Annotated in this window: 32 protein-coding genes and 1 pseudogene; 22 read left to right on the forward strand and 11 right to left on the reverse strand. The window is 66.9% G+C overall.

Going from position 1 to position 24,019, the window contains the following annotated elements; genetic code table 11:
* A complete protein-coding gene (locus tag GA0070607_RS29385; RefSeq protein WP_231931239.1) occupies nucleotides 1-849 on the reverse strand; it encodes a hypothetical protein in 849 nt (282 codons plus the stop codon).
* Here GA0070607_RS29385 and GA0070607_RS29390 point away from each other — a divergent pair.
* Both GA0070607_RS29390 and GA0070607_RS29395 read left to right on the forward strand, forming a co-directional pair.
* On the forward strand, nucleotides 784-1,650 hold the full coding sequence (locus GA0070607_RS29390) for a Rossmann-fold NAD(P)-binding domain-containing protein (protein WP_231931219.1): 867 nt from the start codon (nucleotides 784-786) through the stop codon (nucleotides 1,648-1,650). The genes GA0070607_RS29385 and GA0070607_RS29390 overlap by 66 nt on opposite strands.
* Before the next feature lie 88 nt (nucleotides 1,651-1,738).
* A pseudogene (locus GA0070607_RS29395) lies at nucleotides 1,739-1,966 on the forward strand (SDR family oxidoreductase); the annotation flags it as partial.
* 48 nt (nucleotides 1,967-2,014) lie between these two features.
* Here the strand turns inward: GA0070607_RS29395 and GA0070607_RS29400 are convergent.
* Nucleotides 2,015-2,455 carry a VOC family protein gene (locus GA0070607_RS29400; RefSeq protein ID WP_089021102.1) on the reverse strand — a complete coding sequence of 147 codons (441 nt, stop codon included), beginning with the start codon at nucleotides 2,453-2,455 and terminating at the stop codon, nucleotides 2,015-2,017.
* Between the two features lie 321 nt (nucleotides 2,456-2,776).
* Here GA0070607_RS29400 and GA0070607_RS29405 point away from each other — a divergent pair, with 321 nt between their 5' ends.
* The 5 genes from GA0070607_RS29405 (at nucleotide 2,777) to GA0070607_RS29435 (ending at nucleotide 6,722) form a co-directional block, all read left to right on the forward strand.
* Complete coding sequence (locus GA0070607_RS29405; RefSeq protein WP_089021103.1) at nucleotides 2,777-2,956, forward strand: RsmD family RNA methyltransferase; 180 nt, start codon at nucleotides 2,777-2,779, stop codon at nucleotides 2,954-2,956.
* A gap of 693 nt (nucleotides 2,957-3,649) precedes the next feature.
* Nucleotides 3,650-4,096, forward strand: a complete 447-nt coding sequence (locus GA0070607_RS29415; protein WP_089021105.1) for a group II truncated hemoglobin — start codon at nucleotides 3,650-3,652, stop codon at nucleotides 4,094-4,096.
* A 738-nt stretch (nucleotides 4,097-4,834) separates the two neighbouring features.
* Nucleotides 4,835-5,338, forward strand: coding sequence for a GyrI-like domain-containing protein (locus tag GA0070607_RS29425; RefSeq protein ID WP_089021107.1), 504 nt, complete (start codon nucleotides 4,835-4,837; stop codon nucleotides 5,336-5,338).
* Between the two features lie 30 nt (nucleotides 5,339-5,368).
* Nucleotides 5,369-5,815, forward strand: coding sequence for a cytidine deaminase (locus tag GA0070607_RS29430; protein WP_089021108.1), 447 nt, complete (start codon nucleotides 5,369-5,371; stop codon nucleotides 5,813-5,815).
* Between the two features lie 178 nt (nucleotides 5,816-5,993).
* A complete protein-coding gene (locus GA0070607_RS29435) occupies nucleotides 5,994-6,722 on the forward strand; it encodes an alpha/beta fold hydrolase (RefSeq protein ID WP_157743302.1) in 729 nt (242 codons plus the stop codon).
* A gap of 174 nt (nucleotides 6,723-6,896) precedes the next feature.
* Here GA0070607_RS29435 and GA0070607_RS29440 read toward each other — a convergent pair whose 3' ends face one another.
* Complete coding sequence (locus tag GA0070607_RS29440; RefSeq protein WP_089021110.1) at nucleotides 6,897-7,133, reverse strand: hypothetical protein; 237 nt, start codon at nucleotides 7,131-7,133, stop codon at nucleotides 6,897-6,899.
* A gap of 316 nt (nucleotides 7,134-7,449) precedes the next feature.
* On the opposite strand from GA0070607_RS29440, the gene GA0070607_RS29445 reads away from it, so the two are divergent.
* Entirely contained in the window at nucleotides 7,450-7,902 is a 453-nt protein-coding gene (locus GA0070607_RS29445) for a VOC family protein (protein ID WP_157743303.1), read from the forward strand.
* Between the two features lie 264 nt (nucleotides 7,903-8,166).
* Here GA0070607_RS29445 and GA0070607_RS32600 read toward each other — a convergent pair whose 3' ends face one another.
* The 4 genes from GA0070607_RS32600 to GA0070607_RS29465 form a co-directional block, all read right to left on the reverse strand.
* Entirely contained in the window at nucleotides 8,167-8,805 is a 639-nt protein-coding gene (locus GA0070607_RS32600) for a hypothetical protein (RefSeq protein ID WP_157743304.1), read from the reverse strand.
* 137 nt (nucleotides 8,806-8,942) lie between these two features.
* On the reverse strand, nucleotides 8,943-9,869 hold the full coding sequence (locus GA0070607_RS29455) for an IS3 family transposase (RefSeq protein WP_089021113.1): 927 nt from the start codon (nucleotides 9,867-9,869) through the stop codon (nucleotides 8,943-8,945).
* Nucleotides 9,866-10,177: a transposase gene (locus GA0070607_RS29460; RefSeq protein ID WP_157743305.1), complete on the reverse strand. Its 312-nt coding sequence runs from the start codon at nucleotides 10,175-10,177 to the stop codon at nucleotides 9,866-9,868. Before GA0070607_RS29460 ends, GA0070607_RS29455 begins: the two co-directional genes overlap by 4 nt.
* A gap of 292 nt (nucleotides 10,178-10,469) precedes the next feature.
* Nucleotides 10,470-10,745, reverse strand: coding sequence for a DUF6980 family protein (locus GA0070607_RS29465; protein WP_231930499.1), 276 nt, complete (start codon nucleotides 10,743-10,745; stop codon nucleotides 10,470-10,472).
* 239 nt (nucleotides 10,746-10,984) lie between these two features.
* Here GA0070607_RS29465 and GA0070607_RS29470 point away from each other — a divergent pair, with 239 nt between their 5' ends.
* Nucleotides 10,985-11,572, forward strand: a complete 588-nt coding sequence (locus GA0070607_RS29470) for a hypothetical protein (protein ID WP_089021115.1) — start codon at nucleotides 10,985-10,987, stop codon at nucleotides 11,570-11,572.
* 19 nt (nucleotides 11,573-11,591) lie between these two features.
* Nucleotides 11,592-12,158 (forward strand): hypothetical protein, encoded by a 567-nt coding sequence (locus GA0070607_RS32605; RefSeq protein WP_157743306.1) that lies wholly within the window; start codon nucleotides 11,592-11,594, stop codon nucleotides 12,156-12,158.
* A 106-nt stretch (nucleotides 12,159-12,264) separates the two neighbouring features.
* Here GA0070607_RS32605 and GA0070607_RS32610 read toward each other — a convergent pair whose 3' ends face one another.
* From GA0070607_RS32610 to GA0070607_RS29485, 4 genes are all read right to left on the reverse strand, one after another.
* Nucleotides 12,265-12,954, reverse strand: a complete 690-nt coding sequence (locus GA0070607_RS32610; RefSeq protein ID WP_157743307.1) for a hypothetical protein — start codon at nucleotides 12,952-12,954, stop codon at nucleotides 12,265-12,267.
* 723 nt (nucleotides 12,955-13,677) lie between these two features.
* Complete coding sequence (locus GA0070607_RS29475) at nucleotides 13,678-14,124, reverse strand: hypothetical protein (RefSeq protein WP_089022179.1); 447 nt, start codon at nucleotides 14,122-14,124, stop codon at nucleotides 13,678-13,680.
* A gap of 201 nt (nucleotides 14,125-14,325) precedes the next feature.
* A complete protein-coding gene (locus GA0070607_RS29480) occupies nucleotides 14,326-14,739 on the reverse strand; it encodes a cupin domain-containing protein (RefSeq protein ID WP_089021116.1) in 414 nt (137 codons plus the stop codon).
* 63 nt (nucleotides 14,740-14,802) lie between these two features.
* Nucleotides 14,803-15,720 (reverse strand): hypothetical protein, encoded by a 918-nt coding sequence (locus tag GA0070607_RS29485; RefSeq protein WP_157743308.1) that lies wholly within the window; start codon nucleotides 15,718-15,720, stop codon nucleotides 14,803-14,805.
* Between the two features lie 165 nt (nucleotides 15,721-15,885).
* Between GA0070607_RS29485 and GA0070607_RS29490 the strand changes: the two genes are divergently transcribed.
* The 12 genes from GA0070607_RS29490 (at nucleotide 15,886) to GA0070607_RS29545 (ending at nucleotide 23,968) form a co-directional block, all read left to right on the forward strand.
* Nucleotides 15,886-16,206 carry a hypothetical protein gene (locus GA0070607_RS29490; RefSeq protein ID WP_089021118.1) on the forward strand — a complete coding sequence of 107 codons (321 nt, stop codon included), beginning with the start codon at nucleotides 15,886-15,888 and terminating at the stop codon, nucleotides 16,204-16,206.
* Nucleotides 16,207-16,440: 234 nt separating this feature from the next.
* The gene (locus tag GA0070607_RS29495) at nucleotides 16,441-17,361 is read left to right on the forward strand and encodes a hypothetical protein (protein WP_231930502.1); all 921 of its coding nucleotides are present in this window, start codon (nucleotides 16,441-16,443) and stop codon (nucleotides 17,359-17,361) included.
* Nucleotides 17,362-17,446: 85 nt separating this feature from the next.
* Nucleotides 17,447-18,304, forward strand: coding sequence for an FtsK/SpoIIIE domain-containing protein (locus GA0070607_RS29500; RefSeq protein ID WP_089021120.1), 858 nt, complete (start codon nucleotides 17,447-17,449; stop codon nucleotides 18,302-18,304).
* Nucleotides 18,301-18,510, forward strand: a complete 210-nt coding sequence (locus GA0070607_RS29505) for a hypothetical protein (RefSeq protein ID WP_089021121.1) — start codon at nucleotides 18,301-18,303, stop codon at nucleotides 18,508-18,510. Before GA0070607_RS29500 ends, GA0070607_RS29505 begins: the two co-directional genes overlap by 4 nt.
* 86 nt (nucleotides 18,511-18,596) lie before the next feature.
* Nucleotides 18,597-19,037 (forward strand): DUF6197 family protein, encoded by a 441-nt coding sequence (locus GA0070607_RS29510; protein ID WP_089021122.1) that lies wholly within the window; start codon nucleotides 18,597-18,599, stop codon nucleotides 19,035-19,037.
* Complete coding sequence (locus GA0070607_RS29515; RefSeq protein ID WP_089021123.1) at nucleotides 19,034-19,336, forward strand: hypothetical protein; 303 nt, start codon at nucleotides 19,034-19,036, stop codon at nucleotides 19,334-19,336. The genes GA0070607_RS29510 and GA0070607_RS29515 overlap by 4 nt, the downstream gene beginning before the upstream one ends.
* Nucleotides 19,333-19,737 (forward strand): RRQRL motif-containing zinc-binding protein, encoded by a 405-nt coding sequence (locus tag GA0070607_RS29520; protein ID WP_089021124.1) that lies wholly within the window; start codon nucleotides 19,333-19,335, stop codon nucleotides 19,735-19,737. The genes GA0070607_RS29515 and GA0070607_RS29520 overlap by 4 nt, the downstream gene beginning before the upstream one ends.
* Nucleotides 19,737-20,453: a hypothetical protein gene (locus tag GA0070607_RS29525; protein WP_089021125.1), complete on the forward strand. Its 717-nt coding sequence runs from the start codon at nucleotides 19,737-19,739 to the stop codon at nucleotides 20,451-20,453. The genes GA0070607_RS29520 and GA0070607_RS29525 overlap by 1 nt, the downstream gene beginning before the upstream one ends.
* Nucleotides 20,450-20,716 carry a hypothetical protein gene (locus GA0070607_RS29530; RefSeq protein WP_089021126.1) on the forward strand — a complete coding sequence of 89 codons (267 nt, stop codon included), beginning with the start codon at nucleotides 20,450-20,452 and terminating at the stop codon, nucleotides 20,714-20,716. The genes GA0070607_RS29525 and GA0070607_RS29530 overlap by 4 nt, the downstream gene beginning before the upstream one ends.
* Nucleotides 20,716-22,512: a replication initiator gene (locus GA0070607_RS29535; RefSeq protein ID WP_089021127.1), complete on the forward strand. Its 1,797-nt coding sequence runs from the start codon at nucleotides 20,716-20,718 to the stop codon at nucleotides 22,510-22,512. Before GA0070607_RS29530 ends, GA0070607_RS29535 begins: the two co-directional genes overlap by 1 nt.
* Before the next feature lie 21 nt (nucleotides 22,513-22,533).
* Complete coding sequence (locus GA0070607_RS29540; RefSeq protein WP_089021128.1) at nucleotides 22,534-22,725, forward strand: helix-turn-helix domain-containing protein; 192 nt, start codon at nucleotides 22,534-22,536, stop codon at nucleotides 22,723-22,725.
* A 1-nt stretch (nucleotide 22,726) separates the two neighbouring features.
* Nucleotides 22,727-23,968 (forward strand): tyrosine-type recombinase/integrase, encoded by a 1,242-nt coding sequence (locus tag GA0070607_RS29545; protein ID WP_089021129.1) that lies wholly within the window; start codon nucleotides 22,727-22,729, stop codon nucleotides 23,966-23,968.
* The last annotated feature ends 51 nt before the right edge of the window (nucleotides 23,969-24,019 follow it).

Consider the following 24,019-nt stretch of genomic DNA (forward strand, 5'->3'; position numbering starts at 1 on the left):
TCAGGAGTCCGCCGGCACCCCGGCTTCGAGTTGGCCGATCATCGGGGCGAGGAGTTCGTTGAGTTCCCGGGCCAGCACCGCAACGGCCCTGCGTGCCGCGGGCACCACCGAATGATCTGGCCCGTCCGGCGCCGGCGGCAGATCATCGAGCGGGACCGGCGCGTCCACCTGGAGCATCGCGCGCAGGTGCGGGCTGCGCGTCTGATCCTGCTCCGACGGATTCGTGTACTGGCCGAACAACTGGGGCCAGTCACGCCAACCACGGTCACGCTGCCACTGCCTGGTCCAACTGAGTTCGGCGGGCCAGCGGGAGACGACGGTCACGGCGCAGACCATGCTCCCATCCCACGGGCTTCGCGCGCAGGTCGCCGAGACGATCCGCCGGTGCCAGCGGACGTAACCGGGCGACAGCTCGCTGGCCAGCCGCCACGCCGTCGCCGCGAACGCCACCGGCGCGATATCGCCCCAGGTATCGGTGAACTCGTCAATCCGACCGAGCACCTCGGCCTCGTAGCGACCGCGGCCGTCAGCGCCGCGCTCACGGTCGAACTGCTCGTCGAGCCAGAAGGCGCGCGGTTCAGGCATGCTCATCCCCGTTCCGAGCCGTGAGGTCCATCCCGTCATCTTCACCCGCGCGGCCGGATGGGGAGACCCCGTTCCTGAATCGGAGGTATGACGAGCGCGAGTCGCGACTTGACAAGCGGTGGGCTCCAGAGTGGACGATTCAGCGTGCGGATTCTTGTGGTCGGTGGAAGTGGTCTGATCGGCGCGCATGTCGTGGACGTGCTGCGCGAGCGAGGTCATGCCGCGACGACGGTGGCCCGTACCGCCCACCCGGGTGTTGATCATTTGGTCGATGTCGGGTCCGCGTCGATCGAGGAGCTGCGGGCACTGCTCGCTGGTCACGACGGCGTGGTGTACGCCACCCGCACGGACGAGCAGCGACCGCTCCGCAAGCCGATCTATCCGACGTTCCGCCGGGACAACGTCGAGCCGGTGGTGAACCTGTTCACGGCCGCCCGCCTGGAGCGTCTCACCCGTGGCGTCGTGATGGGCTCGTATTACACCTACTTCGACCGACTGCGTCCACAGTGGCGGCTCGCGGCCCGCCACACGTACATCCGATGCCGTGTGGAGCAGGCCCGGGAGGGACGGGCGGCCGCCGGCCCGGGCCTACCGGTTGCCGTGCTCGAGTTGCCGTTCGTCTTCGGCCGGGCCGGCGACCGGCTACCGAACTGGTCCGGTCCCCTGGACCGTTGGGCGCGGTCGCGTACACCCCTGGCCGTCCCCGCTGGCGGAACCGCGGCGGCCTCGGCACGCAGTGTGGCCGAGGTCGCGGTGGACGCTCTCGAGCAGGCCCGTGGTGACGACATTCCGGTCGCGGACGAGAACCTCACGTGGAACGACATGATCGCGCGCATCGCCGAGGCGGTCGGGCGGCGTCGCCGGGTCGCTCGCCTGCCGGCCGGCGCGGTCAAGGCCTCCCTACGACTCGGCGGCGCGCTGCAGGCCCTCAGCCGCAAGGAGTCCGGCGTCAACCCGACCCACCTCGCCGACCTGCTGCTCGCCGAGTTGTTCATCGAGCCGACGACCGGCCGGTCGCTGGACCCGGCGCTCCGCGAAACCTTCGCCGACGAAGCGACCGGGTGACGACGAGTCGAGGTGGGTCCGCACTACTCACGGTCCTGCCAGCCGGGACGAGGGGTCTCCCGCCTGGGACTGCCGCGCCGTCGAACTCGCCCCACTCCGGGTCAACGCCGTCTCCGCCGGCGTGATCCGCTCGCCGCTCTGGAACGCGCTGCCGGACGAAACCCGCGAGCAGATGTACGCCCAGCTCAGCGAGTCACTTCCGCTCGGTCGGGTGGGCGAGCCCGAGGAGGTCGCCGAGGCGTTCGTCTACCTGCTGCGGGCGACCTACGCCACCGGCACGGTGGTGACCGTCGACGGTGGCACCCTGATCGCCTGAGCCCGGCCGCCCCGCACGTGCGTCCCGCACGCTGCGCCGTCACGCCTGTCAGCTGAGCTGCTCGGCCAGTCCGACGATGATGCCCTCCGGGCCGCGGACGTAGCAGAGCCGGTAGCTGTCCTCGTACTGCGCCAGCTCGCCGACGAGTTCGGCGCCGTGGGTGCGCAGGCGGGCAAGGACGTCCTCGATGTCGTCGACGGCGAACATGATGCGACGGATGCCCAGCGTGTTCGCCGGTGCGTCCTTCGGCTCGGCGCTGATCGCCTTCGGCGCGTGGAACATCGCCAGCTCGATCCGACCGTGGCCGTCCGGGGTCCGCAGCATGGCGACCTCCTGTCGGACGTCGTCGATCCCGATGACACGTTCCACCCAGCGTCCCTCGATCGGCGCCCTGCCCTCCAGCTCCATGCCAAGTTCGACGAAGAACGAAATCGTGGCGTCAAGGTCGTCGACAACGATGAGAACGTTGTCCATCCGCTGGATCGTCATGTGTCGACATCCTTTGCTCATCATCGTCGGGCTCCTGCCCTCTCGATGATTCAACGGTGGCGACCCGGTCGGGTGGTGCAAGAGGAAGGAATCGACTGTCGGGTCAGCTGAGCGGTGGCTACGGTATCCCGATGACTGACGCCGGCGAACCATCGGCGACCGCTGAGGCGGGATACCAGCCGACGGTCAGGGCAGCGTACGCCAAGCAGGTCCACCGGTGGCACTAGCACGCCTATCAATCCCTGCGGGCGGCGGCCGGGGCGGCGCAGACGTTCGACTACCTGGGGTTGACGCTGGACGTGCCGCCGGAGGTCATGCCGCGTGTGCGAGCGGGTCGACGCACGACAGAGCGATGTGTTCAGCGCCGTCGACGGTGACTTTGATTTGATCATCTTCGACCCGCCGTTCCGGTGGTCCGCCCCGCGTGACCTGCTGCGGGACGTGGTGAAGGACGGGATGCGGGTGGACTACTACACGTACCGAGTGGCCCAAAGCGCCTGAACGTCTTACCGTTCTTCACTCAGCGGGGCTCGCTTGGCCGCCCCAGTCAGACGACCTTGGCGCAGGTGCCGGAATCGGGTCCAGGGCACTGGCAGCCACTGGACCCAGGACCCGAAAGTGCGGCCATCCCCGCGCGTCTCCGCCATGAACGCCACCAAATCTGACTTGTAAGAATGCGTCCGCAGCGAGCCAGCATTGCCCGTAGGAAGGACCCCACTCGTCAAGGAAGTCCCGCTCGTTGATGTAGTCCTTGGTCGCGTACATCGCGGCGACGTCAAACATCGCAAGGGAGCGGTTGATCAAACCGAACTCTTCTGGCTGCTGGTCTCGCAACTCAATGACCGCCTCAACGGTCCGAGCATGGGAAAAGAGAAGTCTCCGCCCTCGCTGCAAATCGGGGTCGAGCAACCGCTCGTGAACCTTGAGGAATAGATCTCGCCGGTCCTGCCGTCGCCTATCCCGGAAGGAGAACCCGGTGAAAGCCAACGCGGCGAGAGAAATCAACAGGGAGGCTGACGAGCTTACGAGCGAAACCCAGCCGGCGCCGTCCATGTGGAATACCCAACCACACGGCCACCACCCTCACGACCGGCCGTTCGGTCGCTGCCAACGATCACCCGTGCGGCCAGGATGGAGCCTCCCGCGACGGCGCACCGACGCGCAACCCGGCGCCGGGCCTGGCATCCTTCGACCATGAAGAGCGTGTACGAGGCTGCCGGCGGCAGCGACGGCCTGCTCCGCCTGGCCGCAGCGTGGCATGCCCGGGTCATGGCCGACGAAATCGTCGGTCACGCGTTCAGCCACGGATTCCATCCCCAGCACACCGAGCGACTCGCCGCGTACTGGGCCGAGGCACTCGGCGGTCCTACCACCTACTCCGATACCCACGGAGACGAGACATCGGTCGTGCGGATGCACAGCGGCAACGGCCCACACGAGGAGATGGACCACCGCGCGATCGCCTGCTTCGACGACGCCCTGCAGGACGTGGGTCTCACAAGTGAGCCACTCCGGACGGTGCTGCACGACTACTTCGCCTGGGCCACCACGACGACCATGTCGCGCTACCACGAGTCCGCGGATGACGTCCCCGAGGGCTTGACCATTCCACGATGGTCATGGGACGGGCCGCAACGCTGAGGCGGCTACAGCCACTAGACCATCGCAGGACGCCCGAACCGTCCGCAAGCAGGTCGCGGCCCTCGACGAGCTGTGGTGACCCGACAGCGGCATCTCGTCGGCCCGGGCGCGAACAGACCTCTCGCTGGTAAGTTCTGGGCGCTGCGTCCGGCGGGGTTGTCCGACCGTGTCTAGGACCTCAGGGTCAAGCGGATGGCCGGCTAGCTGCACGACATACACGCTCAGTAGCTGACGGTAGTCAGGTTGACACTTGGCCCGCTGATCATGCCATCCCTGTCTGCCATCGCCCCTTCCTCTGGGGAGCGGGCCGCCGCCCAGCCCGCCAGGTCAAGCGGACCTTGACGCAACACTCCGTCGGCTACCACTTCGCCGGCAGACGCCGTCACGGTCCGACTCGACCGCAGCCTCTTGCAGATCACCACAAACGGCCTCCCGCTCCGCGGCCTGCCCAACGCCCTGACACAAGCCGAGATCGTCGGCATCCGCGACGCCCGCCCCGCCGGGCCACCGCCCACCCCGGCGTCCGAGCCTCTGTGGGTCCACGACGGCGACCAACTCCTCCTCGAAGTCCCTCGCACCACCACCAAGGCCATCGCCAGGTTCACGCTCCGCAAGCCGGAACCTCCACGGCGTGGAAGCGCCGGCCGGACCACAGGAACCTGATTCGCGGGACACGCCGTGTCAGAGGCCGTGAGTAGCTTCCATGCAACATGGACCACACGCCCGAGGAGGCCGCGGATGGAACTACCGCTCAGGCGAGTCGAGCGCACCGAGACGCCGGTCATGTTCGTGGCCGCCAAAGACGGATCAGACGAGATCGGGCCAGCCTGGGACCACCTGGAGACCCTGCTCGGGTCGCTGCGCAAGCGCAGATTCCTCGGCGTGTTCGACGACTCCGGCATCTACCGCTGCTGCGTGCAGATCCGAGCCGGCGACCACCCTGACCAACTCGGCCTGCAATCAGGCGTCGTTCCCGGAGGCCAATACCTGAGCGCAACCGTGCGTGGTCCCCAACCCGCCGCCTATGCCCTGCTCACCCCGACCTTTGAACAGTTGCGACGCTCGGGAGACCGAGACGACACCCGCCCCAGCATCGAGTACTACCGCCGCCACGACCGGATCGACCTTCTGATGCCCATCCTGGAACTGATCCGTCACGGAGGTCCTGAGACCCGACACCCGCCGGCAGCCGGTGTCCGGTCTCGGGACCTGCGTGATGAATCGGTTCCAGGGGCTGGGTGACCCTCCCTGGCGTGGCTGTAGCCTCGCGCTATGAATCTTGATCAACGCCTCATCGATGCAGCCATTGACCAAATGAACCGCCGATGGCCGGCCGACGAGTACGGCGGGGCAGCTGCCGTGTACCTCGAGGACGGTCAGATCCTGACCAGTGTCTGCCTCGACAACCTCAATGCCGGGGTCACTCTGTGCCACGAAACCGGAGCCATCTGCCAGGCATACACGCTGAACAAGCGGGTGACCGCGTCGGTGTGCGTGGGAAGAGAGGCTGGCAGCACGGACATCTTTGTTCTGGCACCGTGCGGGATCTGCCAGGAGCGCCTCGCCCTATGGGGGCCTGAGGTTCAAGTGGGCGTGAGTGACCCTCTCAGCTCGTCTGGATGGACCGCGCGGACACTTGTTGAGGTTAACCCGTTCTACTGGGGAGCCCGATTTGCCGATGGCGGCCCCTGGCCCTCTCCGGCCGTGCATACATCCTGACCCGCTCGTCGCTGAACAGCCCGCCCACCGCAGTGATCATCCGGCCGAGTGCTGGTGGAGGCGACTGCGGTTTCCTGCTGGAAGCGGAGGAGCAGGATGGATTTCGCCCTTGCGGACAATCGGGTTCTGGGTTGGGCGGTGTACGGCGATCCGGCCGGGGTGCCCGTGGTGTACCTGCATGCACGCCAGGTCTCGGCTCAGCCACCCGGACGACGCGGCGTTGGTGGGCGTTCGCCTGATGACCGTGGACCGGCCTGGATACGGTCGGTCGACACCTGTCCGGCGGCCAACGCTGCTCGGCGTCGCCGATGCGGTCGGTGCGCTGATGGCATCTCTGGGAATCGAGCGTTTCGGAGTGGTCGGGTTCTCCGGTGGCGCACCGTACGCTGTGGCCTGCGGTGCCCGGTTCCCGCAACGCCTTACCGGCGTCGTCGCCGCCGGTTTCACCGGCCCATCCCGGGAGCTGCGGACGGTACGCGGCTGGCAGCGGATTCAAACGTGGACGGTTTGCAACATCCCGGGACTGGGCCGCCCCTACGTGACGCGCGCTGCCGCCTGGTACGCGGAAGACCCCCTCAAACAGCACCGCGAACTGCTCGCTAATGGCCAGGACACCTGGATGCAGCCAAATGAGGAGTCCAACCTCGAAGGCGCCCGCCAAGGCGCCGCCGGCCTGGTCGGCGACTGGCTTGCCACAGACATTCGTCCGTGGGGATTCCACCTTCGAGACGTGCCCTGCCGCGTCCTCATCTGGGCTGGCCGACACGACCCCGGCAGATCTGTTGCCGACGCGCCACTGATCGCCGCACGGATGCCCGACGCCGAGGTCCGCATCGGCGAGAACGCCGCTCACACACCGTCTCCTGCGCACTGGCGGGAAATGCTGACGTGGGTCAAGGGTGGCTAGGACCCGGCAGGCATACCGCATGCGATAGGGCCGCCACCCCGCCAAGCGGTGAACGAACTCGCATCCGCTTACACCGATCCAGGAGCCTCACACCAGCGAGATCGTCTAGCTTGAGCTGTCACGCATCATCTGACACTCCGCCGTGTGTTGGTGGAGATCAGGGTTCGGCGCGCTCTACCGGCTGCCGATGCCGATCCGGTCCCGCAACACCAGCAGGACGATCGATAACACCAGCAGAGCGCCGGACCCACACAGCACAACGACGTACAACAGCGGGCCACCGAACCGACTGTTCGGGCCGCTGACCAGCAGCGCAGCGAAGGTGCATGCGGTCGATACCAGCATCCCCAAGGGCCACCACCGGGTCTGCCGCTGCAACTCATGCAGCACTCGTTCTCGGATCACGGCCACCCCCGCTCGTCGAAAGCCGTCACGGCGCATCCGCCCTCTATTCTGCAACAAGTCAACGCTACCCCCTTGGCGAGACGTGACGTGCTTCGCGCAGAGCGACGGAGCCCAGGCCGATCGCGCGGTCGAACCCGCCGAGGTCGCTGGCAATGTCAGATTTCCGCATTGGCCGGTACGCCATCTCGGTCGGGTCACCGAAGTGATCTCAGCTGGGTTGGACGGCGCTGACACTTCGCGATCTGCTGGTCGTTGGGCTGGTGGAGTCCGGGTGTCGGCCGGACCGGGGAACGCTGCCGATGCCGTCCGGCATGCTGTGGGCATGACTGAGGAACTGAAAGATCGTTCCACCCCGTCCGGCGACACACCGTCAGCTTCGCCACCAGTGATCTCTGTAATGCTGATCGTCCAAGATGCAGACGCCGCGGTTGCCTGGTACAAGACTGCACTGGGCGCGACAGAGCTGTGGAACCTTGGTGGCGTAGCCGGCCTTGAGATCAGTGGTGCCGCCTTCTTCCTCCATGAGAGCAATCCGGCGAACCCCACCGAGACCAGTCCCGGCCAGGCAGGGATCACAAGTACCCGCATCGAGGTGTTTGCCGACGATCCCGACAGTGTCATCGAGCGCGCCGTCGCCGCGGGCGCTATCGCCGGAGCGGGAATCGAGGATCACCACGTGCCCTGGGGGACGCACCGCCAAGGTGGCTTCACGGACCCGTTCGGTCACAAGTGGTCCGTAGGCGACAAGTCACCCCTGGGCCCGTTCCCACGCTGATCGGGCCGGCCCTTCGGTAGCTCGCCGCCTGATTGACCACGCCAAGCATTACGTGCCCGTAGAGGTCACCTTGCCCTGGGGAACCCTGACCCGGGCCACGGGCCTCCCCGACCCAGGCGACCTGAGATGCAGGTCAAGGCACCTGCACCCGTCACTTGGCGTTGTATTGATCAAAGGTGAGGGCATAATCGATCAACACGGACAAGATGCCGTCTGAGCTGCTCGTTCATTGGTCATCGGTGGTCAACGTTCGTTACTCTCGGTTCACCTCTGACGGCCTGGATACGGCCTGATCTTGGGACTCGCCCGGGCGACGTCGGGATGGACTACGACGGCGCGTTGCCCATCATCTAGATACGAGGATGTCGTGACCTGGTGGGGGGCGCTGTAGTGCCTTGCTGCGGCTCGCATGGACTCGATGAGCGTGAAGCCCGGGTAGTAACGCGGGTCGGAGTACAAATGCCGGTAGTAGCAGGCCCAGTAGCTCGCCACTCGCTGACGCGTGACGGCGAGGAAGGCCGGGTTCGCGGCGAGAACCTGTCCATAGACAGCGTGCTGCGGGGTCGTGGGGTCGTCGAGCTCGACGAGTTCACGGCGGATGTCGAGCAGGATCTCTAGGACGTACTCCCCGACCAGCCGGACCACGAATGGGACCACCCACGGCTCGTTCAGCCTCAGAACGTGCTCAAGCCGTCGCTGCCGTACTCGACCGTCGTGGTGACGCGTATAGAGGCAGTTGAGAATCGCGAACTGCGTCGGCGGCAGACTGGCCTCCGCACCGGCTGTGGGTTCGGCTTGGTAGATGCGGTACGGGATGACCAGTGGTTGCTCATCGACGGTTACACCGAATGGCAGGGCCGGCTCCAAGGGTGCCGACGGTAGGAGCTTCAAGACGGTCTGCACGTCCCGCTGAAGGTGGGCCGGGAAGGCAGCCGCCAGTGAGGGCCCGGTAGGGGTCCTCGGCGCTGGGCTTTGCACGGTCGGACGGTACAGCCTTCCAGCCCTCGGGATGAGTTCCCCCCGCTTTGATGGAGCAGTGGTTACCTGCTGCCGGCTGGTGCAGGGGTGGCGATAGTTGGCTCGGCTGGGCCGTGCTGGCGGGTGTGCGAGGCGGTCTCGTACTCGTCAGGGCTGAGGTAGCCCAGTTCGCGTTGGATGCGGCGGGTGTTGTACCAGCCGTCGATGTAGGCGAAGATCGCGTTCTCGGCCTCGTCCCGGGTGCGCCATGAGGTGCGATAGACGAGTTCGATCTTCAGCGTCGACCAGAAGTTCTCCATGAGCGCGTTGTCGAACGAGTCGCCGACGGAGCCCATCGAGGGCAGGATTCCGTTGTCCTGTAGGCGTTCCGCGAAGCGAAAAGACGTGTAGTTCGACCCGCGGTCCGAGTGGTGGATCAGCTGGCCGTCGCGGACGTCGCGCGACCAGATGCCGTATTCGAGGGCGGCGAGGATCAGGTCGGTGTCGCAGCGGCCGGAGGTCTTCCAGCCGACGATCCGGCGCGAGAACGCATCACGGACCGCGGCCAGCCAGAACACACCCTCGCCGCAGGGGATGCGGGTGGCATCGGCGACCCAGAGCCGGTTCGGCCCGTCGGCGGTGAACTGCCGGTTGACCAGATCCGGCGCCGGCGTCGCCCGTGGGTCCTGCCTCGTGGAGCCGCCGCGCCAGCCTCGACGCAGGAACGCGCCCTGCCAACCCTGGGCCGCCATCAGCCGCTCGACCCGCTTGCGGCCCACGCGAATTCCGTCACGGCGCAGCTGCCGGTGCACCCGGTCCGCGCCGCAGGTGCGCCCAGACGTCTCCCAGATCTCGTGGATGTTGGAGATCAGCCCCAGGTCGACCACGTCGCGGTCGCAGGGCTGCTCGACCTGCCGGACCCACGCGTAGTAGGTCGAGGCGCCGATGTTCAGGACCCGTAGCAGGAGCGCGACCGCGAACTGGTCACGGTGTTCATAAATGAACGTCATGACCGTCGCCGGGTCGGGTCGAGCTCCGCCGCGAAATACGCGCTCGCCGCTTTCAGGATCTCGTTCGCCCGCCGCAGCTCCGCCACCTCGCGACGCAGCCGCCGGTTCTCCTCGGCCATCTCGCTGGTGGGCCGATCGGTGCGCTCGCCCGCGTCGGCCTCGGCCTGCCGGATCCAGTTCCGCAACGCCTCGTGATGCACGCCGAGTTGCTCGGCCATGCGCCGGATGACGGGCTTTGGGTCCGACTCGCGGTACAAGCGCACAGCGCGCTGACGCAGCTCGTCGGGGTACTTCTTCGGTGCTGCCACGGACGACTTCCTCCCCATGGCCATCAGACCATGATCAAGAAGCTCCATGAAAACGGGGGTGGCTCAGGACTGGCCCACAGCGGGATGGCCCTTCCCCGGGAGGTAAAGCCGCGACCGGCCGATGTCAGCCGGCCTACCGGGCACCAGCGGGCGCGATGGCGAACGACTCCTTGACCCCCAGGCAACAATCAGCCCGCCGCGACCTGCCCTGATGCCTGCTCCACCCTGCCACGCACGTCCTTCGTTGTCCGTGGGCGTCCGGGCGCGGTCGCCCTGGTCGTCACTCAGTTAGTCACTCAGTCGGCTCATCCTCGTCGTCCATGCCCGGTAGGGCGCTACCACACCAGGGGCAGTATCGGATGGCGATGTACGAACTGCCGCCGTCGTGGATGATGAGGCCGTAACGCTCATCGCTTGGCTCCGGCTGGTGGTAGATCAGGTTGTCGGGGCACTCGAACGGGTTGGGGTGCTGGTCGCACTCGGTCTCAACCTTGTCGCGCATCATCTCGCAGCAGAAGCCCACGCCGGATTCTCTCGTGCAGCTGGCCGCGGCCCTCCCCCAGGTCACCTTGATCCAGGTTGGACGGTCAGACGTTGAAGCGGAACATAGAGCCGCTGTGCCGCCACCAGCGTGAACGGCGGGGCGACGCCTGCTCACGCGGCGCTCAGGCTGCCATCCGTGGGGGCTAGTTGACGACATTTGACAATGTCTTGTGCCCCCTGTGTGCCCACACTGCTAGGAGCGGGCCCTTGGCGTCACGCCCACAGAGACGTCGTACAGCGCGATCTGGTGCGGGGTTGCTCCACATGGTTAGCGTCAACACCGTGCTGTTGGCTGCGCGACCCCTCGCAACGGATTGGCAGGCGTTTGCCGACCAGGCAACCGTTCTTGGTGTCGCGGTGGCTCTAGCGGTTGGCATCGCCACGACGATCGTGATGATCCGTCAAGAGAAGGTCACCAGGGACGGGCAGCGGCTTCAGCGAGAGCAGGCTGAGGCGACCGCAGCTCGCTCAGAGGCGGCAGCAGCGCTGACGGAGGAGTACACCAGGCGGGTTGTGGAAGCCCTCGAAACGATGGCAGGCAATAGCCAGAAGGCTGTCATGACCAGCAAGGCGGGAGCTGTCCGGTGGACCCTCGTGCATCAGCATCGCTCCCGCTACCTGCTCACCAACGTCGGCAACGGAGACGCTAGGAACGTCCAGGTCTCAGCGCACGAGTCACTGCCTCTGTTTGGGTTAGATGAGGCTCCGAAGGAGGTAGGGCCACATGAGACGATCTCATTCCTTGCGGCACGCACCTTCGGCACAAAAGACAGCACGATCACGGTGACCTGGACCGATCCCGAGACGGGCGGGGATAGAACCTGGAAATATCCCCTACCTCCTGAAGTCTAGGCGTCAGTTCGGAGATGCGATGAGTCCAGAAGCCGTTAGCCTGGTCACCGCAGTAATTGGCGGCTTAATGGGTGGCACCTTTGTGATTGCCGGTCAGGCCGTCCAGAGTCGAGCCATGAGGCGGGCCGAGATGCGCGCGAGGTCCGAGGATGCGGCCATGTCGGCACTTAAAATAAGTGTTGAAATCGCTGAGGTGTACAGTCACGAAGGTGCCGAGACGACCGAGGGATATTTAACGCGTTCCGCCACAATGAGAATTGACAACAAGAAGTCGATGCTTGGCGCGCAAGCGCTCCTAATTCAAAATCCGCAACTACGCGGCCGAATCAAGCTTGGTTTGGCTGTGATGTCTTGGCCGGAGGCAATACATCAAGAACTAAGTGGAAACCTCCACCCGTTTTACACCGGGTCGATGACCATCAATTACATCATCGAACAGGTTGCTGCCTACCTACGTAGCGAGCCCCTCCCGCAGGTGCCAACGTACGTCCGCGAGTGGAAAGAAGCTCAAGACAAAAGGTCACGCGAGGGACGCGGCACGTGGATTCGTTATGACGATGCACGGGAGGACCGCGCCGAGGCGTAGCTTGCATGGTACGGGGTGCGCCTGACGTCGTCCTGATCGCTAGCCATCCTCGCACTGCACCACCGATGCCGATGCCATCAACGAGGACGAAGCCCTACCACTGCGTTCATGCCCGGGTGGCGAGCTGTATGAATCTCACCAGTTGCTCAACTGTTTCCTGACGGAGCCGCCATATAGAATCCCGGGCGTCACCGTTCTCCGCGAAGTCGAGCTCGTCGCCGCTCTCGCCTTTCCAGTACACGCTCGTCGAGAGATCATGCGCGTTGCCAGGGTGCCTTGATTCGTGCAGCAGCTTATTAGCAAGTGCGGTTGCCCTAGCCCCGTCAAATTCATCTACGGCTCGCCGGCGGAGTTTCTCGATTTGGGTCTCAATTTCGGATTCGGTAACGAGAGTCGCACCCTTCCGAGCTGGTCTCTTAAGATGCCCCAGTCGCTCAACGATAGTTCTATACCACACGAATACGTCCGCAAGGTCCATCCATAGCGAGATCGCAAGATTGTAGTCGAGCGACTGATGGTAGGGGCCTGACAAGAACGCCAGAATGGCGGGCACTCCATTCCGCCTAAACTCTTCAACCCGCATCGCGTTCGCTTCTAAAACATCATGAGCTCGCTCGAACGCCCCGACTGCCCAGGCTACGTCCGTTAGGATTAACTTGACGCCGTCATCTTGATTCGACGTTCCTATCTCGCTCCACAGCTTCACTAGCCTCTGGTTCGATTCGCGCTCGATTTTCCACTTGTAGACAGAGTACTGCCTAAAGCTTTCCTCAAATGAAGTGACCTGCTCATCCATCGGCGCTCCGAGTTGAGATTCCTGAGTAACAGGTTCGGAAAGCATCTCCCACGGGTCGCCTGACTGCCATCCCGGCTGCCATCGACCCGCCCTCCTGGGGAGCGGGCCTCCGCCCGACCCGCCGCGTCAAGCGGACCTTGACGGCTCGCACGAGCGCTGGCGGGTCGGGCGGTGGTTTGCTCGGCTTGCCCGGGTCGATGGCAGCCGGGATGGCCTACCGCAACCACCCAGGACCGTAACCCGCCGACGGAGCCCCGGCCATCCTGGAGCCGGAGCGCCCCCGCCGGAGGCGCAGTAACCGCAACCGCGTGACCGCCGCCAGGCTGCCGGCGCGACCGGCGTGCGCTCCCCTGCGCCGCGCGGGTTCCTGGCCGCGCGGTCCGGCCGGCTGTCGGCCCACCACCTCACCCGTCTAACGGTCTGTCGTTCTGCGGCGGCCCTCTGGGCTTTCCGCTTTCCGCGCCAGCCGCCGGGCGTGTTGCGTGGCCGGAGTCGGAGCGCCAGCGGAGCGACGGACGCGCGCCCAGGCGGCGGCGCGTGCGGCCCGTTGCGGGCCGCCTTGAAGACGTACAGAAAGTTTGAACCACTTCGCCGGCGGCCGGCTGTCCGGTCTCGGGACCTGCGTGACACATCGGTATCAGGACCTGCGTGACACTCAGTCCAGTGTTGCCCGCATCGGTCGGTGGGGCTCGATGATCGCGGCAAGGACGTTGGCGGAAGCACTCACGAACTCGGCTCGCGCTCCGGACAGTCGGCGTGCAACCAGGTAGCGGCCAAGTCCTGGCTCGTCACGACCAGCGTTCCAGAGAGGCAAACGATTTCGTGTCGGCAACCGTGTTCGTGTGGCAGCACTTCGTCCAGCATCACGTCCCGGAGCTGGGCCACGTCCATCCCTTGGTCAGCGGGCTCAATCGCTAGGCTCTGCACACCGCTGTAGCGGATCGTCAGGTCTTCCTCGTGCTTCCAACAGTTGTGCCGTAGGTGCAGCTCAAGCCAGCGGCTCCCGCCCGTCTCACCCGATGCCAGCCGCGCGGGCTTAAGGTCCTTGACGCACCGTCGACCGAAGAAGTCGTAGTGGCCGGGGTCCGTGGCGAACCTGCGCGCCCCCTCGGGCAACGACTCGGCGAACCGCGGCAACTGCCGCAGGTACGCATCCGGGTCCAGATCCATGCCATCCCTGGTCCGCTCCACGCTGACGTATCTCACTCCCACGATTCCTTCCACTCCGCCACCCGCAGCCCGCCCAGGTGGTGGACATCGTCGCACCTCGGCCGAGGACGAAAGGAGATCGTCTAGCCGGATGTGTCACGCACATCCCGAGACTGATCTGTCACGGAGGTCGTGAGAGCCGACATCGCCGGCAGTCGGCCGCTAGACCGTCTCCGTCACCTCATAGGGGTGCGTGTCGGCCGGGTCGTACGGCCGGTTGGCCAGCTCCACGGCTTGCGAGTGTTCCAGCGCGTAGTAAACGTGCGCGCACCGCGGCTGCACCGTGACCAGGTCTCCGGGCTCAAGCGTCATCCTCGCTCGCTCGCCGGAGTCCAGGTCGTGGTACACCGCCCGGACTCGCCCGCTGATCAGGTACAGCGTCTCTGTCTTGTGCGCGTGGAAGTGGTTGCCGCGAGGCTTCGTGGCGTCTGGCCGGAACTCCAGGTAGGCAAGGAACTGGTAGCTGTCGCCGTTGACAAGCTGGGCCAGTTCTCCGGCCGGGGACTGGACTCGTCCACCGCCGGGAGGGATTGGAGGCGTCGTCACCGGAAGTCGCCGTAGCTGCACCTTGTCCACGGCCCTGATGGTAGGCGCTCTGTCCTCGGTCCCCGGTCAGGCGAGCCTCAACGGCCGATGGAGTCAGGCGATGAGTTCCTTGCCCAACTCGTCCAGGTCGACGTCCTCGGAGCCTGTCCACAGTTGTTCAATTGCTGCGAGGTACTTGCGGATCAGGGGTGTCGGCTCCTCCGGGTCGAACTCGTACTCGTAGACAGGCGAGTCAGCTGCGTCGACCAGCGGCAGGTAGGGGATCAGGCGCAGCCACCCGTCAACCAGCAGGATGTTCATGCTGGGCGGTCCGGGATAGGTCCGGGCCTGCACGTGCTCGACGGCGAACCGATGTTGCGCGGCTCTTGATCGATGCCGGGCGCAGGCGTAGAGGACGTCGTGGATTTCCCCCGATTGCCTGATGCTCGGGCATAGGCGCCGGGTCAGTTCACGCTCCTTCATCAGCGGTCCGCTGGGGTCCGAGACGACAACCCGGAGTGTGGCCCCCTGCATGATCGCATCACGTACCGCTGACTGGTACTGGGAGACCATCGCGTTGTAGCCGGTGTGCGCTGCAAAGAAGATGCTGCCTGCCGTTCTTATCCGCTGTGCAACAGCTCGGTTGTCTTCCTTGGTCAGGTCTAGATGGACACTCAGGCCTTGTACGGCTAAACCCGTGTCACCCGCTGTCTCCGCAGCGGCCGACGTAACAGCGGAGCCATTCACTTCGGGATCCCACGGCTCAAAGAGCTGCTCGGCCGTCCACCCTGGGAACATCGCTTCCAGCACCCGGCAGTGATCCGGGTACGGCATTCTCTTCACGCTGCCGGACAGCCAGCGGTGCAACTGTGCCCTGCTCGGCCACCGCCCGACCAGCGCCCGGTCGATCGTGCCGGCCGCTCGGTCGTACTCCTGGCAGAACGTCCTGTAGGTCTGCCAGTGCCGCTGCTGAAGCAGCACTTTCAACCGCATTTGCTCGCCGGTCGCAGGCTCAGCGCCAGTGACTGTCATGCATGGATGCTAACACAGATGAGACAGAGATGAGACAACGCGAGGATCAGAAGTCTTAGATGTGATACCGATGCCGTATCGATGAAACACCCTCGCCAGTGATGCTGGTTTCAGCCAAGGAGCAGTCGTCCAAAGGGGACGCGCTCATGACCTCGGAGGTATCTCGTGAAGCTGTACGTGGACACCCAGAGCAAGCAGGTCCAGGTGACGAAGGACCCGGAGCCGAAGAACGACCAGAACGGCAATCAGCGGTCGGAGAAGAACACTGGCCGGCTCATGTGGTCGACCCAGGTCTTCGTGCTCGACGAGACTGGCGGCGAGATCATCACCATCACCACGGCGGGTGAGAAGCCGGGCGTGACGGTGGGACAGCTCGTCGCTGTCGAGCAGTTGGAGGCCATTCCGTGGGCGACCAACGGGCGCAACGGCGTCGCGTTCCGTGCGATCTCGCTGAAGCCGAAGGCTGGTAACTCGGCGGCCAAGTAGGTCCCTCGCTCACCGCACTGTGTGAGCCCTGGTGTCTGACGCACGAAGGCGGCCTGATGGTCCGCTGATCTGAGATCCAAGGTCCGGGAGTGGTTCCGACTCCTACATTCCCGGCCCGTCACCACCTGTGGTGGTGGCATCCCCGCAAGAGCTGGCGCGGGGTCGGTCCGACTCCTACATCTGCCGACCCCGTGCCCTCCACTCATCCACCCCTTGTGCAAGGGAGGACTCGTCGTGTCCAAGTCTAGCCCCCGCCGCCCCTTCGGGCGGAACACCGGAACGGTGACGGTCATCGAGGCCAAGGTCCACCGTTCCTCGGCCCGCAACGCCCGGTTGGCGTTCATCCTCACGGCGGTCATCGTCGGCCTGTTGTCGGCCGTGGTGGCCGCTTCCTACATCCACCCGATCCTCGCCGTGTTCGTCGGCGCGCTCATCGGCGTACCGACCGGCGGCCTCGCCTGGGTGCTGGTCCGGATCTGGCCGGTCCTGCGGCTGCTGTGGTGGTGGACCCCCGAAATCGGGCTCATCACGCTCCTCGGCCTCGGCTGGGTGCAGTTGGCCGACCACACCCCGACCTTGGTGACCCTGCTCGTGGTCGCCCTGGTCGTCGGCGTTCCCGCCGCCATCCCCGCCATCCGCCGCCAGGTCCTCGCCTGGACGTGGTGCCTCGTGGTGCGGCATCGGCTGCGCGTGTGCTTCGCGCAGTTCATCATCGCCAACCAGTCCGGTTCGCTTCCGCTGATCCTGTGGGCTCGGCCCACCCCGGTCGGTGAGCGGGTCTGGGTCTACCTGCGACCCGGCCTCTCGATTGCCGACCTGGAAGGTCGCCTGGATCGCATTGCGGTCGCCTGCCACGCCTCGACCGCGCTGGTCGAGCGGGCCTCGGACGGCAACGCCGCCTACCTGCGGTTCGACATCAAACGCCGCGAAGTCCTCACCGCCCAGGTGAACTCTCCGCTGGTCGACGTCATCCACCCCGACACCCCCACCGCCGACCGGCCCACGCCGGTCATCCCCACGGCGCTGGACCTGCCCGACGTCGGCGCACCCACCATCACCCTGCCGGTGCAGAAGAAGCCGGCCACCACCGCCAACGGCAGCAAGCCCGCGGCTTCCTCGGCGACTGACGCCGAGGACGTCTCCGACTGGATCTAACCCACCACCACACCTGGACGCGGGGAGCCAGTGCGGCTCGTTCGTGTGGCTTCCCGCGCCCACCTACTGCCCAAGGAGGGCACCCATGACCACCACGGCACCCGCCCCGACGTCGGGGGTTCCGGTGGGGCCTGGCCTGTCGATGTTCGACCCCATCTTCGTCGGCATCGACGAGTTCGGTCAGCCCGTCTACATCACCCTCGCCTACCGCAACCTCCTCGCCGGCGGCGAACCCGGCGGAGGCAAGAGCGGCCTGCTCAACTGCATCGCCGCGCACGCCGCCCTCGCCGTCGACTCCCGCCTCGTGCTGCTCGACGGCAAGCTCGTCGAGCTGGGGCAGTGGGAAGACTGCGCCGACGCGTTCATCGGCCCCGACATCACCGCCGCCCTGACCGTCCTGCGACGGCTCCAACAGGTGATGAACAACCGCTACGCCTGGCTGCGCGCCCACGGGCGCCGCAAGCTCACCGCCGCCGACGGCCTGTCCGTCATCACCGTCCTGGTCGACGAGATCGCGTTCTTCTCCGCCACCGTCGGCAGCAAGCAGGAACAAGAAGAGTTCGTCGCGCTCCTGCGGGACCTGGTCGCCCGGGGCCGCGCCGCCGGCATCCCCGTCGTCGCCGCCACCCAACGGCCGTCCTTCGACATCATCCCCACCAGCCTGCGGGACCTGTTCGGCTACCGGGCCGCGTTCCGCTGCACCACCCCGAACTCGTCGAACATCGTGCTCGGTCACGGCTGGGCCGAGCAGGGCTACTCGGCCACCGACATCTCGCCCAGCAACCAGGGCGCGGCCTACCTCATCGCCGAAGGCGGCATCCCCCGCCGCATCAAGGTCGCCTACCTCACCGACACCCAGATCGCCGGCATCGCCGACTACGCCGCCTGGACCCGCCGCCCCGGCGGACAGAGCACCCCCACCGGATTGGGGCTGGCGGCATGACCACCCGAGAGCGCACCTACGCCAAGGCCAGCAACCAGCGGGCCGCGCAGTTCACCGAACTGTGGATCACCGGCAGTCCCGAGGACATCGCCGCTCTGGTCCAGGCCGTCGCCCGCAGTGGGCGACTCGTCTACGTCTCCGCACCCACCCGCGCGCCGGGTGACGACAACCGGCACCGCCGCTACCTGCGGCTACGCGCCCGATGACCGGCCGACAGGACCAGGTCACCGCCTGCCAGCAGAGCTGGTCCTGCCGACCACCAACCGACAGCCCCCGAAAGGACGTGGTTGCCATGAAGGCTACCCAAAACCCACCCACCGCAGCACCGGTCACACCCGCTGACCTGCTGCGGATGGCTGCCCTCTACCTGCGCCGGCACGGCTGGCACCAGGGCACCTACTACGCCCCCACCACCGACCCCCTCACCCCGCCGGCCTGCGCCGCCGGGGCCATCGGCATCGCCTGCGCCGGATACACCGTCGAGCACTTCTCGCAGCTCGACCCCGACGCCCTCGCCGACTACCTGTCCGCCCTGGGCGTGTTCGTCGACTACCTCGACGCCACCGCGCCCGTGTTCCACATCGACGAGGACGGCTACCTGCTCGACGAGCACACCTCCCCCTACTCGTGGAACGACGACCCGGCCCGCACCGCCGAGCAGGTCATCACCGCCCTTGAGGCGGCTGCCGACGAGTGGGACTCCCTCCGCACCACCGGAGGTGAGAACGCATGAGCACCGTCAAGAAGTCCTTGACGCCTTTCGGGCAACAACTGAAGCACCGGACTGTCGTGGAGAACGACGAGTTCGCCGGCTTCGCCCGGCGCATCATCCGCGCCCACGGCCGCCGCGTCGCCACCGGCGACGTCGAAGCCCTCCGCGACCTCGTCGCCTTGTCCGCCGTCATTGACGACGCGATCGGGGAAGCCGTAATCGGCCTGCGGGCCTTCGGCTACTCCTGGGCCGAAATCGGCTCCCGCCTCGGCATCACCCGCCAAGCCGCCCAACAGCGCTGGGGCGGTGACATGCCATGACCGACCTTCGCAGCGTCGACCTCGACAACCTGGCCGACCGCACCGGCATCCGGGTCGAGTTCTACGACCCGCTCGGCACCCGCTACGGGTTCCCCACCTTCCCCTACCACTGCGCCCCTACCGGTTTGGCCACCCTGCGGCAGCTCCGCGCCGCCGGTCTTCGCCCCGGAGGACATGACCCGGTCGCCCAGATCCTCTGGCGACACCGCAGCAACCGCCGGGTCGCCTACCTCTACCGCGCCGACCTCGCCAAAGCGAAGCGCACCGCCACGCCCGCCCAGCGGGAGGCCATCGCCAAAGCCCTGCTCGCCCGCCGCACCTGCCGCCACTGCGGCCAGGTGAACCCCCACTACATCCCCCGCCGCTACGGCTGCTGCCTCGACTGCCACGGAGGCCACTGATGCCCACCACCGCGCCGGCCAGCGCCGGCACCCGCTTGGAGGGCCTGGTCCTGGTCCTCATCCTCATCGTCGTCGGCGGCTCCGCGGGTGCCGCGTCCTTCACCCACGTTCACGACTGGACCATGGCCAACAGCCCGGCCAACACCCCGGGATGGTTCGGCTGGGCCAACGCGGTCATCTCCGAACTCGTCCCCATCGCCGCCCTGCTCACGATCCGGCGACGCCGCCGGGTTGGCGCTCCCATCGGCTACCCGATGGTCCTGCTCATCGCCGCCGCCGGCCTCTCCCTCGCCGCACAGTTGGCGGTTGCCAAGCCCGGCCCGTCCGGGTGGCTCCTGTCGGCCGTTCCCGCGCTGGCGTTCATGGCCCTGGTCAAACTCGTCCTCGCCCCCGCACCGGCCCCGCAGCCCTTGCCGCCGATCGCTGAGCCGGTCGAGCCAATCCGCGTCCAAGTGGCCGAGCAGGTCACCACCGAGCCGGCACCACAGGCCGCCATCACCCCGGCCCCGGCTGTCGAGCCGGAACCTGTCACCGCGCCGGCCTCGGAGCCGGTCGACGTCCCCGCCCATCTGCTGCCCACTGCCCGTTTCGCGGCCGTGCAGCACGAACAAGCCACAGGAGCACCCATCACGCCCGCCGAGCTGGCCGACCGGCTCGACGTCACCCCGGCCGTTGCCGGGAAGCTCCTGACCACCATCGGTGGTGGTGTCCGATGAGCATCTACCTGGTCGACATCGAGCAGGTCACCCACACCTGCCCCGCCTACCCCGACGCCCACCCGTTCGACATCCGACGGACCCTCGTCGACGTCATTCCCGGTGGTCCCTGCCGGGCACCGGTCACGATTCGCTGCGGCGACACCACCGCCGTGATCCCGTGCCGTCGGCACGAACCGGCCAAGCGCCAGTGCGGCGCCTGCCGGGTCATCGTCACCGAACGCACCATCACCACCCGCCACCTCACCGAGGCACGCGGCTGATGGCCTCGACGCTGGACCTCACACCCCGCGCTACGGCCCGGGGTGTGGGCTCGAACGCCGACACCATCTCCGTCTACGACTACACCGCCGAAGGCTCCGCCTTCCACCGCGCCACGAAGCCGGACTACTTCGGATGGCTGGAGCACGTCCGCGCCGCCGCCGGTTGCACCCGTCCGATCCGCCTTTCCGGCCAGCTCTTGACCGTCGAGCAGGGCACCGGCCGGGTCCTGGAGCAGCGGCACACCGACGCCATGCCGGATGCGGCGATCTACACCGCTTGCGGCAACCGCCGCGCCATCGTCTGCCCCTCCTGCGCCCACACCTACCAACGCGACGCCTTCCAACTCCTACGAGCCGGCCTCATCGGCGGCAAAGGCGTCCCCGAGACAGTTGCCCAACACCCGGCGGTGTTCGCCACGTTTACCGCACCGTCCTTCGGCACCGTGCACACCCGGGCCATCAAGCGGCACACCTGCGGCAACCGCAAACGCTGCGACTGCCGCGCCGAGCCCTGCCACGCCCGCCGCGACACCGGCCTCTGCCCCCACGGCCGACCGGCCGTCTGCTGGGCGCGACACGAGGCCGGGGACCAGGTGCTCGGGCAGCCGCTGTGCCTGGACTGCTACGACCACACCCACCAAGTCGTGTGGAACCTGTTCTCCGGCGAACTGTGGCACCGCACCAAACAAGCCGCGGAACGATGGCTCGCCAAACTCGCCCGCCGCCGAGGCATCCCCCGCGTCACCGTCGTCACCGCCTCCGGCAACATCCGCAAGGTCCCGCCGGTTCGGCTGTCGCACGGCAAGGTGGCCGAGTTCCAGGCACGCGGGGCGGTGCACTTCCACGCCCTGGTGCGCCTCGACGGCGTCCACCCCACCGACCCCACCGCCGTCATCCCGCCGCCGGCCGGGTTTAACGTGGCCGACCTGGACGAGGCGATCCGGGCCGCCGTCGAGCAGGTCGCCTTCACCAGCCCCACCCACCCCGACCAGCCGGGTGGGTGGCCTATCGCTTGGGGTGACCCGGGCAAGGGCCTGGACATCCGACCCATCAGCCTGACCGGAGGCGGTGAGGTCACCGACAGCATGGTCGCGGGCTACCTTGCCAAGTACGCCACCAAAAGCACCGAGGTAACCGGGCACCGCTCCGTCAGGCTCGACGCCGACACCATCGGCGACTATGCCGACCCCGACGGCGACCACACCGCCCGCCTCATCGACGCCTGCTGGCACACCGGCCGACCCACCAGCACACCCGTCCCGCTGTCGGAGCGGCCCCGGGAACACCGGCCCCGGCCCGGCTTCGTGAAGCGCTGGGAGTGCCCCGACTGCGGCACCCACACCCGCTACGCCGCCTGCCCCGTCTGCGTCGCCCAGCGTCAAGCCGCGCTTGACGCCGAACCGACGAAACCGGCGACGACCAACCCGTACGCCCGGCTGCGGCGGTGGGCGCACATGCTCGGCTTCGGCGGCCACTTCCTCACCAAGGCCCGCCGCTACTCCGTCACCTTCCAACTCCTACGCGACACCCGCGTCACGTACCGACGCCACGAGCACCAGGACCAGGCCGACGAGCAACCCGGCACCCTCCGCGCCGTCGACCACCTCGACGAAGACGACACGACGCTCATCGTCGGCACCCTCACCTTCGCCGGAGTCGGCTGGCACACCACCGGAGACGCACTCCTGGCCAACACCGCCGCCGCCATGGCACGAGAGCGACGAACCACCGGCCGCGAAGAACTCGCCCACGAACTCGGCACCACCCCCGCCGGCACCGCGCCGGCCGCCGCTTGACCCTCGACTACGGGAGACGACATGACCACCACGCAACCCCTCACGCTCTGGACCGTCGAAGACGTATCGACCTACCTCGGCGTCCCGGTCCAGACCCTCTACACCTGGCGCAAGCGCCGGATAGGTCCGCCCGCCGGCCGCGTCGGTCGGCATCTCCGCTACGACCCTGACGTGGTGCGGGCGTGGTTCGCCGACCAGTCCAAGGCGGCCTGAGATGGCCCACATCGTTGACCGCTGGTACAAGACGGTTGCCGGCCCGGACGGGAAGTCACGGCAGGAACCGAAGCCGGAGTGCGGGCAGGGGATGCGCTACCGCGTCCGGTACCTCGCTCCGGACGGCAAAGAGAAGTCACAGTCGTTCCCCGACAAGAAGAAGCGCGAGGCGCAAGCGTTCCTCGCCAACGTCCAGGCCGACATCCTCAAGGGCACCTACGTCGACCCCGACGCCGGTCGCACCACCTTCAAGCAGTACGCCGACGAATGGCTCGCCGCCGCCACGACCGATCTCCTCACCCGCGACCGCATCGAATACGAACTTCGGCTGCACGTGTATCCGGCCATCGGTGACAAGCCGGTCGCGTTAATCCAACCGGCGACGGTCCGAGCGTGGGCGCGCGGGTTGCAGGAGAAGGGACTGTCCGCCGGCTACCGCCGGGTCCTGTTCAGCGACGTGTCGATGATTCTCAACGCCGCTGTAGACGACAAGAAGATCGTCAGCAATCCGTTCTCAGCCAAGAGCATCCAGCGCCCCAGGCACGTCCCCACCAAGGTCCAGCCGTGGTCAGTCGACCGGCTCACCGGGTTCCGCGCGAAGCTGCCCGACCGCTACCGAGTCGCCGTCGACCTAGGCGCGGGCTGTGGACTGCGGCAGGGAGAGATTTTCGGCGTGAGCCCTGACGACCTGGACGCAACCCGGCCAACCCTGCGATTCGTCCGTCAGATCAAGCTCGTGCGCGGCGCTCTCATCTTCGCCCCGCCCAAGGGCAGCAAGACGCGGGAGGTTCCCCTTCCGGCCTCGGTAGCTCGTCGCCTAAGCGAGCACGCCAAGCAGTACGCGCCCGTAGAGGTCACCTTGCCGTGGGGAACCCTGACCGGCGAACCCACGACAGTCACGCTCTACCTGGCCACCGCTGACGGCCTGCCGCTCAGTCGCTCGAAGTTCAACCCCGGAGTCTGGAAGCCTGCGATCCGGGCCAGCGACATCCCCGACGATCGCCACAACGGTATGCACGTCCTGCGGCACACCTACGCCTCGGTCCTCCTGGACGCCGGGGAGAGCATCAAGGCCCTGTCGACCTACCTCGGCCACGCCGACCCAGGGTTCACCCTGCGGACGTACACGCATCTCCTACCGACCAGCGAGGACCGAACGCGCCGGGCCATCGACACAGCGTTCGGTGAGAACCAGGCCGCCATTGACGGCCCGGAAGCCGTTGACGGCCTGGAGACGGCATGATCATGGTTCAGCGGCCTTCCGGGTGACTTGAGGTGCAGGTCAGGGCACCTG

The organism is Micromonospora coriariae (genome assembly GCF_900091455.1).
Lineage (GTDB): Bacteria > Actinomycetota > Actinomycetes > Mycobacteriales > Micromonosporaceae > Micromonospora > Micromonospora coriariae.